Origin of the sequence: Bacillus sp. FJAT-27231, from assembly GCF_001183975.1 — a bacterium.
Taxonomy (GTDB): domain Bacteria; phylum Bacillota; class Bacilli; order Bacillales; family Domibacillaceae; genus Pseudobacillus; species Pseudobacillus wudalianchiensis.
In genome coordinates this window covers 4,076,641-4,089,039 of the sequence record NZ_LFZU01000001.1, presented here as the reverse complement: position 1 = coordinate 4,089,039, position 12,399 = coordinate 4,076,641, and the positions used below count along the sequence as shown (strand labels likewise).

The following is a 12,399-nucleotide window of genomic DNA, read 5'->3' as shown; positions in this document are numbered from 1 at the left end:
GCATAAGTTATAGCTGATGCTGCTCATCTTTGTTTATTACTCTTTAACACGTAGCAATTGTTTCAGCATTTTTATAAGAGTGACAAGCTGTTCCTTTGCTCCGCTCTCTGTATAGCCAATGAAGAGGACACTAACATTGAGGCCTTCTAAAGTTGAAACGATTAATTTGGCAAGAGAATCGAGAGGGACAGTTGGTTGAAATTCTCCATTTTTAATCCCATCTGCCAGCATGGCTTTTATCTGATCTCCAGCCTCTTTGTAGCGATCTTTCAAAATGGAAAGCCTTCCAGTTTTGCGCCAGCTTGTCATAAAGAATTCGTATGCTGCTGGGATGAGACTGCTTTTAATAGTTTTAAGCATTTCATCTTGAACTAGAAGGTAGTCTTCAAGGCGCTTCCAGCTGCTCGCAGTTGCTGAATCATGTTGAGTAAGGGTGTCGAGCTGGCTGCTCTTTTGCAGAAGCTCGATAAACATTTCTTCTGTACTTGAAAAATAAGAGTAAAGCGCACCAAAGCTTATACCGGCTTCTTCTTTAATATCTTTCATTGTAGTAGGTTCAAACCCTTTCCGTTGAAAGACTTCCATGGCAGAGAGCAGGATTTCTTGACGCTTCCGCTCTTTATATTCCGCTGATACCTTTGGAGACATTTTTCTCCCCCTTTCTAAGGCATTACTCGCTTTTCACTTCGTGACGGCGCTCTCTTTTCATTAGTTAAACCAATAACCGTACCATCTCCAGTAATATAAAAAGAGATAAAATCCAATATTCACGCATAGGAAACCACTGTAATAAAGTTTAAAAGAAAATGAACGGTTTTGCCAATCTTTCACTGTGTTAAAAATATACAGAGCAAGCAGTGCCGTTGTGATGAGCGGGATTGTAAATTCGACTTTCATGTATGGTGTAATTCCTTGTACATAAGCTGGCACCCCCGAGGACATGCCGATAAATGCAACGGCAGGAGCCAACAAGAGCAGGAATGTTAAGTTTCCAGCTATGATCCCTCCCTCCAGCCTGCGTATTTTTTTGGTGTTTTTTTCAAGTAGCTGCTTTCTTTGCCGCCATGCTCGTATGCCAGAATGAATGAGTGCCGCCGAAAAGAACAGTAGAAAGAAAATCAATAATCCGATGTGAAGTTTAATATTTTCATACCAGGATAACTTTTCAAAGGAGCTGTGGTAGCCAGATCCGGAGAATAAATGTGTAACGTGCCCCTTTGTGTCCTCTTTAAAAGAAATGTATAATTCATCATCTATGCCTTTAAATAATCCTGCTTCGACTTTTGCCATTTTTACAGCTTTCGCTACTCCGCCAAAAGGATCGATAAACAGTGGACGAACAGTTATCGTCCCGTCCTCATTCGCTTGAACAATAAGAGGGGTAGCCAATGTTTGTAGTTTTGCAAATGTTGTGTCCGAGGCTTGCACATAGTTGTACATGCCTTCAAATTTAACAACATCTTCTTTAGTGGTTAGGATCTTTTTCTCCGTCTTCTCTACGGGAAAATAGTAATCAAGAAAAGCAGATACAAGGTGATCAGCAAGTTCTTCACTGTAAGAAGACACAAAGAGACCAAGCTTCTGATCAGGCCACAACACTAATTTGCTTTGAAATACTTCTGATTGCCCATCACGAATTAACGCCCGTTTGCTATTTTCAAAATGCTCAAATGAACCTAAGGCGACACCAGGCATATTTGGATGAGCCGTATAGGTTTGCGAAAGCATTTGATGAACAGTGTTTTGATCTAATATGTGTTTGCCATTTTTTGTTTTTCCGCCGTTTAACAGCATAATCATAAATTGTGCTATATCATTTGCAGAGGCTTTTAGTTCTCCGGCAGGCACAATATGAGAATAAATCATTTTATTCTTTATGTACTGGCCATCTGACTTTATATATTCTGGTACATAATGCTCCTTTTGCTCTTCAGTAAGCACTTGATTAAAGTAACTGTGTTCCATGTGAAGCGGCTGTAAAAACTGCTTAGTCATATACGTTTCATAAGATTCTCCAGAAACATCTTCAATGATCGCTCCTTGTAATATCGAAGCTAAGTTTCCATATGTGACCATCGTTCCTGGCGCTGTTACCTGATGGAAGGAACCCCCTCTTAAATAAGCCATTAACGATTTTATGTCTTTAGAGTCCGTTGTTTTCAGTCCAATGGAATCTTCTTGGAATCCGTCCGTATGCGTCAACAAATGGTAAGGAGTAAGCGGCTGAGAATAGGCATTAGGAACTTTTACAGACCTTAAATAAGTGTTGATATCTTTATTTAAAGACACTTTTCCCTCTTGCACCAGCTTCATTAACCCTGCCGCTGTCAAAAATTTTGTGACAGAAGCAACCCGAAAAGAAGAGGATGCTGGATCAAAAGGAGTCTTCTTTTCTAAATCACCGTACCCATATCCTTTTGAAAAGATAATTTGATCTCCTTGCACAAGTGAAACGACCCCATTAGGAATTCCCTGTTCCTTCATCTCTTTCTTAAAAAATTCATCAAAAAAAGCTTCTGCTTTTTGATGATCTTGTAACGAAGGGGGAGAAGCAGCTGCAGCTGTGTAATGTCCCGGCATGAACAAGAATAGAGCAAGGCAAATAAATAATTTTACTTTCATCCATCATTCCTCCTTTTTAAAAACGAGAGCGCTCTCTTTTATAAAGATATAATAAACGAGATACATCTCGTTTTTCAAGGTTTTTTAAATGCTGTTTGTGAAGGGAGAGCAGTTTTATTTCTGCAGTCGCCGAAAGTAGTGGGGAAATAGAGGAAGGGTTTTGTGCGATTCTAATTGTTACAGGTAAAGTGACAGTAAAAAACGCCTTTTAACTATTTTTCAATTGATAGAGTAATAGGCAATTTATGAAAAAAATGTATGATAAGATAAAGGTGTTTAGGGATATGTCGTTGAAGGATTTACAAGCGATTTTCACATGAAAATAAGAGGAGCATGTATGAGGGAAGATCATATTTATATAAATAAAAAATTATATTATAGTACAGTTCTAGCCGTCATCATTATGATGGTGGCAGGCTTGTTAATAGATAATCCACAGTTAGAGAGAGTAAGTGCCGGTTATTTCTTTCACTTCATTCTTGTTATCGTTGCATCTGTTTGCCTATTGCTTTATCCAAAGTATCTTACTCGTAGTTTTAGAATAATCCTTACGATAGTAGCTTCTGTGTATTTTTATACACTTTTCTTTTTATATCCAGATACTTGGTCGACTTTTATTTTTCTTTGTTTTGTTCCGGCTGTGGCGATTTTATTTTTTGATGCGAAGATTTTTTATTTTTCCTTACTGTTAAACAACGTGTGCATCATCCTTATATTTGTTTATATTGGGCTCTTTGACCAGGGATATTTACAAGTCTATTTAAAGCGAGATCTTATAGGGAATGTAATTAACTTTATAGGAAGCCAGGCAATTATATGCTTTATCTTTTACATATCGTACGGGCGGATCGAAAAACAGCAGCTATATTATGAACAAATACAGCAGGCAGAACGCTTGAAGACAACAGGACAGCTAGCAGCGGCTGTAGCACATGAGATTAGGAACCCGCTGACGGTTGTAAAGGGATTTTTACAGTTATATGAAAAAAATATCCTGCCTAGTGATCAGAGTCAGAAGCGGCATTTTAGTTTAATGATTGAAGAGTTAAATACAGCTGAAGAGGTAGTGTCTCAATTGTTATCTATAGCGAAGCCGAGTAAAGATACAGAGGTGGAAATAGTAGATGTACGGGCAGCTTTGCAAAGTGTAACTGAGCTGCTTCATTCATACGGATTGTTGAATGAAAATAAGATTGAGATCAACAAAGTGGAAGATTGTTATATCGCGGCTAACAATATGGAAATTAAACAATTGCTAGTGAATATTATTAAAAATGCCATTGAAGCTTCTAAAACAGGTGATTCTGTCACTTTAACAGCCAAAAGAAAGAAGGATTTTGTGGAAATCAAAGTAATGGATCAAGGGCGGGGCATGTCAGCAGAAGAAATTAAGTCTCTCGGCACTCCTTTTTATTCTTTAAAAAGTAAAGGGACCGGCTTGGGTATGATGATTTGCTATAACATCGCAGCCAAATACAAAGGGAGTATTGACTTTCAAAGTTCAAAAGATAAGGGAACAACGGTTACGATAAGCTTTCCAGAACAGAAACTATAAGTGAAATAAAGAAAGCCGGCAGGACATTCTCAGCCGGCTTATATTGCTTATATAAATAATTATTTCGTATAGTTATCGAAGTAGCCTTGGATAAAAATAATTGGTGTGCCTTTATCCCCGCTTCCTGAAGTTAAATCAGAAAGAGAGCCGATAAGGTCTGTAAGTCTTCTAGGTGTCGTTCCTTGTGCTTCCATGGACCCTACAAGATCTGCTTCTTTATTATCAATGAATTGTGAAATAGCTTGTTTTAGCTCTTCGCCGCTCAAGTGAGCAAAGTTATTATCCGCAAGGTATTTTAATTTTACTTCATTTGGTGTGCCTTCAAGACCTGATGTATAGGCTGGAGATACAACTGGATCAGCAAGCTCCCAAATCTTGCCGACAGGATCTTTGAACGCGCCATCTCCGTAAATCATCACTTCTACATTTTTCCCAGTTTTTTCTTTTAGCATTTGCTGGATCTGATCAACGATAGGCTGGCAAGTGTGTGGGAAAAGTTTAACGCTGTTTTCTGTTGATTTATTAGATCCTAATAGACCATAAGCTTCGTTGAAGCCGCTGCCATCAACAGACTCAGCTAATATGTTATCAAGGCTGTAAATCTTTTCTCCGCCATTTTCTTTTAGTATTCTTTTTGTTCTAAATCTCGTATGGATGTCGCAAGTCAGAACATTTTTCGTATAATCTAAAATGGTTTTTGGATTATTTGAGAAGATAACTTCACACTCTACTCCATATTCTTCTATTAACGATTTGTAATAATCAATATAATCCACGCCAGTAAACGTGTGTTTGTTATAGCCAAAATGGTCACGGAATTGCTGCTCTGTTAAAACATCTGTCCAAGGATTGACTCCTTTTTCATCAAGGTGTTCAATATCTACTAAGTGATTGCCAACCTCATCAGATGGATAGCTCAGCATTAAAACAATCTTTTTAGCCCCTTTTGCAATACCGCGTAGACAGATCGCAAAACGATTTCGGCTTAAGATCGGAAAAATGACGCCAATCGTGTCGTCTCCGAATTTTGAGTTGACATCTTTAGCAATCTGATCAATAGTTGCATAATTCCCTTGAGCACGGGCAACAATTGACTCTGTAATTGTCACAATGTCTTTATCCTGAATGTTAAAACCTTCAACCTCTGAAGCTTTTAACACCGTATCTACAACGATTTGCTCGATATTGTCTCCCTGGTTAATGATCGGACCGCGAAGACCCCTAACCACCGTTCCAACTACTCTTTCCACTATAATCGCTCCTTATAACGAATGAAGTTAATGTAAACCATATCTACTTGTACTATACAGCGGGTTAATGATATAAGTAAAGTTAATATCTCTAATGATGGATATAAGGAGTAGTTATATGATTAGCAAATTAGATTTATATAAAGTATTTTGCATAGTAGGGGAAAGCGGGAGTTTTTCAAAGGCAGCGAAAGCACTTTACATGACACAGCCAGCAGTTAGTCAAGCTATCATGCAATTAGAAGGGGAATTGGATACACGTCTCTTCAACCGAACGCCTAAAGGAGTAACGCTGACAAATGAGGGAAGTCTTTTATTTGAATATGTTCACTCTGCTATTAATTTAATTGATGTTGGAGAAGAAAAGATTTTAGAATTTAAAAATTTAACGACTGGCGAATTAAGAATCGGTGTAGGGGATACGATATCCCGTTATTTCTTGCTTCCTTATTTAGAGGCTTTTCACAATAAATATCCGAACATTAAGTTTAAGATTGAGAATGGCACTACCTCGGAATTATGTGCTATTTTGAAATCAGGAGAAGTAGATATCGCGATTTGTAACTTCCCAATTGATGATCCGGCATTAGAACAAAAAGCGTGCATTGAGGTTCAAGATATTTTTGTTTGTGGAGAGAAATACAAAGATACGGTGCCGCAGCCATTAAGCTTTCACGAATTAGCCAAACAGCCATTAATCTTTCTTGAGCCAAGATCGATTTCTAGAAGGTATGCAGAGGATTATATTTTGTCAAAAGGAGTAAAAATCGCTCCTGAATTTGAATTAGGCTCACATGATTTATTACTAGAATTCGCTAAAATAAATTTAGGAATTGCCTGCGTAACGAGAGAATTTTCCTTGGAATACTTAAACAAAGGGTTAGTGTACGAGGTACAATTAGAGGATGAAATTCCGAAAAGACATATCGGAATCTGTTTTTTAAAAAGTGTACCATTATCAACAGCTTCTATGAAATTTGTAGAGATTATCGAGCACACATAGAACGACAAGAAAACTCGGCTGGGGTGATGAGCTTCCTGCCGAGTTTTTTCGTTCATTAAATGTGTAGAGGAGGAGATGTTATCGGTTGCTTGGAAAATCAAAATTTACTTTATCATCATGAACCTGATTTTCTGGCCATCTTTCCGAGATCGTTTTTAATTTTGTAAAGAAGCGGGCCGTGTCTGGTCCAAACATATGGCCTTCTCCAAACTTTGAACGTTTCCAGCCGCCAAAATTGTGGTATCCAACTGGGATTGGGATTGGTACGTTGATGCCGACCATGCCGACTTCAATTTGCTCGGCAAATGTTCTAGCTGCATAGCCGTTGTTTGTGAAGATGGTGACTCCATTGCCATATTCATGATTATTAATCAGTTCAATCGCTTCATTCAAGCTATCAACACGAACGACAATCCGAGCTGGTCCAAACACTTCTTCGCGGTAAATTTGCATATCAGGCGTTACATGATCTAAAAGAGTAGCTCCTAGGTAGAAGCCTTCCGCATTCTGGACATCTGGATTTCGGCCGTCTACGCACAATCGGGCGCCTTCTTGAATACTTTCTTCTATGAACCTCGTAACGGTTTCCTTTGATTCTTTTGAAATGAGGGCCCCGAAGTCTGCTTTTTCATCGTTATAGGCGCCAACCTTTAGTTCTTCTACACGTTTCTTGAGTTTTGCCACAAAGGCTTCCGCTGTTTTTTCTCCTACCGGAACAGCCGCCGAAATCGCCATGCAGCGTTGTGAAGCAGCTCCATATGCTGCTCCAAGGAAGGAGTTAACCGCATGATCCAAATCGGCGTCCGGCATAATAATCATATGGTTTTTCCCGCCGCCAAAAGCTGCTACTCGCTTATGATGCCGGCAGCCTTCCTCGTAAATGTATTGCGCCACTTTCGTTGATCCAACAAAAGAAATAGCAGGCACGTCAGGGTGCTTCAGTAAAGCATCTACTACCTCTTTATCACCATTCACAACGTTCCATACACCAGCCGGCAGACCTGCTTGTTTCCACAGCTCAGAGAAGAACAAGGCGGAGTTGGGCACCTTTTCAGATGGCTTTAAAATGACCGCATTTCCACATGCTACAGCCATCGTTGACATCGCGACAGGCACCATGAAAGGAAAGTTAAATGGTGAAATAGCTGCGACTACCCCAAGTGGTTGTTTAATAGAGTAAGCGTTAATCTCACCGCCGACATTAACGGAATACTCTCCTTTTAGCAAATGCGGTGCATTAATCGCTAAGTCAACGGATTCAATTCCTCTGCTGATCTCACCTTTTGCATCGGAGATCGTCTTGCCGCTTTCAAGGCCGATCAAGTTCGCTAACTCTTCGGTTTTCTCAACTAATAAGCTTCTAAAGCGGTGAATAATCTCTACTCTTTGAGCAACAGGAGTTTTTCGCCAGCCGATAAACGCTTTTTTTGCTATTCCAACTGTTTCATTGACTTCTTCTGCTGAAGCATAGGGACACAAAGCCATGACTTCGCCTGTCGAAGGCTTGAACACTTTTCCAAAACGTTCACTAGTTCCCGGCTTCATCTCCCCGCCAATAAAATGAGTAAGTTTTTGTACCTCAACTAAGTTTTCCATCTTTTTAGCCTCCTATTATCAATACTTTTTATATAAAGCTTCATTCACCAGTCTATACATGGAGCTATCCAAACATGATAAATACATAGATTGATATGGTGAAAAGTGTGTCTCTATAAAGGGTGGTAGCTTCCACTAATGGCATCAACAATTAACGGCTGTTGTCCACGTCCTGGCTTCGTATATTTCGCCAGCCAAAACGGGCGATAAAAGAGCGAGCAGCTCGATAAATGCAGCCGAGGGATTGTAATAAACTTAGCTTTTTGTGAAAGGGTTTGAGAGATAAACCTTTCGGCTAACGGCTCAGCTTCATTTTCCGCAATCGTAATAGGGAGCACTTCTTCACCTTCCATCAGATAAGTTGAAAACTCAGGCTGAACATCGACCATCGCCCCTTGGCCGCTAAGCGCATCAATGGTACAAGCAATTTTTCCTTGCAGCTTCAGCAGACTTTTGGCGCTAATGTCATATTCAAAAAAGTAATAAGGGTAGAAGACCATCCCGTTCATATGAACATTCGCTTGCCGGTCATATTGCTGCAACCCTCTCAAAATTTCTTTTTCTGCAAATACTGGTTTCTGGGTGAGGATAGAGGTCATAAGCAGCTGCCTCTGTAGCTTTCCGTATTTTTTGCTACAAACTTAGAGATGTTCTTTGCTTCTGGTGCTAGATGACGAGCGATATTTTGGTCAAACTCTTTTGAAAAGAATCGCTTATTCTTCGACTGCTCAAAGATGTCCTGAACCGGCTGGGAGGGTTTGCGGCCAAATCGGCTGCCGATGACCATTCCTAAAAAGGAAACGGTTAAGCCAGCTAAGAATGGGTGAATAGCAGTGACCGCTTCTAGGTTCATTGAGGTCCACGCAATATTGGTTGCAGCGCCGCCAATCATTGCGCATAAGCAACCGACATAATTGGCCTTTTTCGAATAAACAGAAGCTACATAAGGAACGAGAAAACTATTGCCAAGTGTACCGAAAGCAAAAACAGCTAGTCCAAAGATAGAAGGAGGTTCATAAATAGCCACAATAATACCGACAATGCCTCCGCCTAAAATACAAAGTCTAGAAACGAGGACAGTCGTTTTCTGAGTGGCATTTTGATTAATAAAGCGTTGGTAAACATCACGTGATAAAATCGTGCCCGCCTGCATAAGAAGGGAGTCAGCTGTTGACATAACAGCAGACATGACGGCTGATAAGAGAAGGGCGGCGAACAAACCAGGGAAGAGTGTATAAGCTAGTTGAGTGATGGCCATTTCTGGATCTTTTATATTGGGCAGCAGAATAATGCTGATAAGCCCTAGAATATATGGGACAAAGATGAAGAATTGATTCCAGATGGCACTGATGAGAATAGCGCCTTTAACGGTTTTCGTACTTTTCATGGACATGTGCCGTACAACCACATGAGGCAGCCCCATATAACCGATGGAGAAAATCAAAATAGCCCCTAATACTACGCCCCATTGACCGTAAAAGGCGAGGTCTTTTCCCCAAATGCTTAAATAGGTAGGGTCAATCTTTTCAAGTGCAACGTTAAGACCAGTTAATCCGCCAACATGAAAGTAAGCTAAAAATCCGATCCCGACTACTCCGAGGACCATAATCACCCCTTGTACAAAAGAGGTATAAGCAACAGCTAAGTAACCGCCTGCTACTGTATAAATAATAATGACACTAATGCCGATAATCAGGGATAATTCATAGGGAAATCCAGTTAAAGTAGACATTGCTTTTCCAGCTGCTATAAACTGGGCGCAAACATAGGCGAAGAGGAAGACAATGGAGATAATAGATCCAACGATGCGTACACTGGCGCTTTCAAATCTTTTTTCCAAGAACTCAATGGGCGAAAGAGCTCCCAATAGTTCAGACATTCGCCTCATGCGTTTTCCTAAAACGGATAGGTTAATAATGGAACCCCCTGCATCTCCAATCGCATACCAGACTGCATACCAGCCATATTGAAAGGCAAGGGCCGGCGCTCCCATAAACATATAACCACTCATAGCAGTCGTCTGCATCGTCATGGCCGTGACAGCTGGTCCGAGTGATCGGCCTCCGAGTAAATACTGTTCCGACGATTCCGAGGATTTACGGGAAAACCAAATTCCGATTCCTAATAAAGTTAAGATGTAGGTGATAAAAATCACACCGTCCATACTCAATCGCTACAACCCCCTAACCAATATTTTCCCTCTCTTCTGCATCATCTTCTCTCTTTAACTTAAAGTACAGAATTACTCCCAACCCTATCCATATAAATGGCCAGGGAACAATCCACCAAAACGTTTCTGCAGGCAAGTTAAACATGTTATCACCCCCTAACAGCAACTAAACATTTATGTAGACTATATAATCAATGGTTATCCGATTCAATAGACATAATGTTTAAAAAAATCAGATTATTTTATACAATTTGTTAGATTGGTTGTTAGTAAGTTAAAAAAAGAAGTGTTGATTAATAAAAAAATATTTCGATTAATTGGTTAATTATCCATTTTATATGAAGTCATTCGAGTTGTCTGTAAAAAAGAGTATGGAATTCCATATTCTTTTTTGTTTTTTAGGGGAAGGAACATAGGCTTTTGAAACCGGGAGAAAATCGGCTTTTAGAATTTATCTTTTTCAATATATTTGAAAAAAATCATTAAATTTCCCCCGTTGGTGAGAAGAACCTCGTTTGATTCCAAGCATTCATGGTATATCCACACTAAACCCCTAAAACAAATTGGTCCAACTACTCTCTGCCGTAAATAAAAAGTTGAGAGGAGACAAAAGTATGAGCACTCAAAAAAATACAGATAGTTCCCGCTCTGAAGAAATGAGTGAAAAGGATCAGAAAGAAGAGAAGCAAACGAAAGAGAACAAAAATGATCATCATCATTCTGTGAATCTAGCAATAATTGGTGGAGTCGTGGGAGCAGGAGTGGGCTTGTTTGCTAATCCGGAAACGAGCAAGAGGGCTATAAGAAATTTAGGAGAATCCGAATTTGTCAAAATGGCCGGAGAGGAATTCAAGAAAACCGCTCAAGAAGTTCTTGCTAGACAAGCGCAAACTACTATTAGACAGTTAGCTGCCGGGTATATCGATGAAACCACTCAAGAACTGCCAGTTTCTAAAAAGGAGACAAATGGCAGTGAAGATTATTCAAGTGATGCAAAGTATGAAGAAATTAAAAATGAAAATAAAAACTTAAACGAGCGTCTTGAAAGAATAGAAAAAATGCTCACTAACCTAGTGAACTCAAAGTAATACTAATTGCTTTTTCTAAAAATACGGTGGGGGTGATCGGATGGATAAACAAGCAAAAAAAGTGGTTGGAAAAATCGTAAAAAATGCAGTGGACCATGCACCGGAGCCAGTAAAAGAAAAAGTGAAAGAAATAGCAGTAGACAAGGCGAAGGAGAAAATAGTGGGGGGTATCCAGGAGAAAGGGAAGGAACTTGCCCAAAAATTAAGTAGCTCTAAAGATGAGTTAGCTGATAATGTTCAGGAAAAAGCCGGCAAAGCAAAAGAAAAAACCCAAGATGTTCTGCTCTCTGCGAAAGAGAAGCTAGGCACAGCGGTTGAAGTTGGAAAAGACTTTCAGAGAAATATGTCTTTTAAAGATAAAGAGGATCATGAGCGAAAGGTGCAGAGCGCTCGGCATATTAAAGGCGTTAGCGATATAAAAACTTCTAAGGATATAAAGAGTGCTGCGAACATTAAAAGCATAGAGACAATTAAATCTTCCAAGGACATTAAAACGATGCAATCTTAAATAGCAGGATGAAAGGAGAATGCAATAATGGCAGTACAAAAGAGCACAGATGGTTCAAGCTTGGCTGAGGTTATTGACCGCATTTTAGATAAAGGAATTGTAATCGATGCATTTGTGAAAGTTTCGGTAGTCGGGATTGAAATTTTAACCGTTGAAGCGAGAGTAGTGATTGCTAGTGTGGACACGTGGTTACGTTATGCAGAGGCTGTCGGGCTGCTTCGGGATGGAGTGGAAGAAAACGGCCTTCCAGATCAACAAAGTGAAAGAAATGCACGCTTTAGTATTTAGGCAAAGCCATGCTTTAGCAGGAGGCGACCATGGAAATTAAAAAAATCATTGGAAATGCTACTGACTTCTTTAATGAATACGTAGCACCCGTTCATAAAATTACCGCTGTTGAAAAACAAGAGCATAATGGCTGGATGCTTACGATAGAGGTCATTGAAGAAAAGGAATATATGAAAAAGTATGCAAAGGATGAAATGATCGGCGTCTACGAAGTGTGTTTGAATCAGGAAAAAGAAATTACGTCTTACAAAAGGCGGGATATTCGTTACAGAAGTGCCATTGATCCAGGAGTGTAGGATATGGGAGCAGGAGGAAAAAG

At 39.7% G+C, this 12,399-nt stretch carries 13 protein-coding genes; 6 read left to right on the top strand and 7 right to left on the bottom strand.

Going from position 1 to position 12,399, the window contains the following annotated elements; all coding sequences use genetic code 11:
- Positions 1–36: 36 nt before the first annotated feature.
- Together AC623_RS19550 and AC623_RS19545 are read right to left on the bottom strand one after the other, a co-directional pair.
- Positions 37–648 carry a TetR family transcriptional regulator gene (locus tag AC623_RS19550; protein ID WP_049665802.1) on the bottom strand — a complete coding sequence of 204 codons (612 nt, stop codon included), beginning with the start codon at positions 646–648 and terminating at the stop codon, positions 37–39.
- Positions 649–708: 60 nt separating this feature from the next.
- Positions 709–2,622: a serine hydrolase domain-containing protein gene (locus AC623_RS19545; protein WP_049665800.1), complete on the bottom strand. Its 1,914-nt coding sequence runs from the start codon at positions 2,620–2,622 to the stop codon at positions 709–711.
- 337 nt (positions 2,623–2,959) lie between these two features.
- Between AC623_RS19545 and AC623_RS19540 the strand changes: the two genes are divergently transcribed.
- Positions 2,960–4,177: a sensor histidine kinase gene (locus AC623_RS19540; protein ID WP_049665799.1), complete on the top strand. Its 1,218-nt coding sequence runs from the start codon at positions 2,960–2,962 to the stop codon at positions 4,175–4,177.
- A 59-nt stretch (positions 4,178–4,236) separates the two neighbouring features.
- Here AC623_RS19540 and AC623_RS19535 read toward each other — a convergent pair whose 3' ends face one another.
- Positions 4,237–5,427 (bottom strand): coenzyme F420-0:L-glutamate ligase, encoded by a 1,191-nt coding sequence (locus tag AC623_RS19535; protein WP_049665798.1) that lies wholly within the window; start codon positions 5,425–5,427, stop codon positions 4,237–4,239.
- Between the two features lie 118 nt (positions 5,428–5,545).
- Here AC623_RS19535 and AC623_RS19530 point away from each other — a divergent pair, with 118 nt between their 5' ends.
- Positions 5,546–6,430: a LysR family transcriptional regulator gene (locus AC623_RS19530; protein WP_049665794.1), complete on the top strand. Its 885-nt coding sequence runs from the start codon at positions 5,546–5,548 to the stop codon at positions 6,428–6,430.
- A 78-nt stretch (positions 6,431–6,508) separates the two neighbouring features.
- Here the strand turns inward: AC623_RS19530 and AC623_RS19525 are convergent, their stop codons facing one another.
- The 4 genes from AC623_RS19525 to AC623_RS22150 form a co-directional block, all read right to left on the bottom strand.
- Positions 6,509–8,026, bottom strand: coding sequence for a CoA-acylating methylmalonate-semialdehyde dehydrogenase (locus tag AC623_RS19525; protein ID WP_049665792.1), 1,518 nt, complete (start codon positions 8,024–8,026; stop codon positions 6,509–6,511).
- 113 nt (positions 8,027–8,139) lie between these two features.
- Complete coding sequence (locus AC623_RS19520; protein WP_049665791.1) at positions 8,140–8,625, bottom strand: hypothetical protein; 486 nt, start codon at positions 8,623–8,625, stop codon at positions 8,140–8,142.
- On the bottom strand, positions 8,622–10,190 hold the full coding sequence (locus AC623_RS19515) for a sodium/proline symporter (protein ID WP_049666827.1): 1,569 nt from the start codon (positions 10,188–10,190) through the stop codon (positions 8,622–8,624). Before AC623_RS19515 ends, AC623_RS19520 begins: the two co-directional genes overlap by 4 nt.
- 19 nt (positions 10,191–10,209) lie before the next feature.
- Positions 10,210–10,341 (bottom strand): hypothetical protein, encoded by a 132-nt coding sequence (locus AC623_RS22150; RefSeq protein ID WP_269429930.1) that lies wholly within the window; start codon positions 10,339–10,341, stop codon positions 10,210–10,212.
- 469 nt (positions 10,342–10,810) lie between these two features.
- Between AC623_RS22150 and gvpT the strand changes: the two genes are divergently transcribed.
- Genes gvpT through gvpO form a run of 4 tightly spaced genes read left to right on the top strand, consistent with a single transcriptional unit; the run spans position 10,811 to position 12,376 of the window.
- The gene (gene gvpT, locus AC623_RS19510; RefSeq protein ID WP_049665789.1) at positions 10,811–11,284 is read left to right on the top strand and encodes a GvpT/GvpP family gas vesicle accessory protein; all 474 of its coding nucleotides are present in this window, start codon (positions 10,811–10,813) and stop codon (positions 11,282–11,284) included.
- 40 nt (positions 11,285–11,324) lie between these two features.
- The gene (gene gvpQ / locus AC623_RS19505) at positions 11,325–11,792 is read left to right on the top strand and encodes a gas vesicle protein GvpQ (protein ID WP_049665788.1); all 468 of its coding nucleotides are present in this window, start codon (positions 11,325–11,327) and stop codon (positions 11,790–11,792) included.
- A 27-nt stretch (positions 11,793–11,819) separates the two neighbouring features.
- On the top strand, positions 11,820–12,080 hold the full coding sequence (gene gvpA / locus AC623_RS19500) for a gas vesicle structural protein GvpA (RefSeq protein ID WP_049665784.1): 261 nt from the start codon (positions 11,820–11,822) through the stop codon (positions 12,078–12,080).
- Between the two features lie 29 nt (positions 12,081–12,109).
- A complete protein-coding gene (gene gvpO / locus AC623_RS19495; protein ID WP_049665783.1) occupies positions 12,110–12,376 on the top strand; it encodes a gas vesicle protein GvpO in 267 nt (88 codons plus the stop codon).
- Positions 12,377–12,399: the final 23 nt, after the last annotated feature.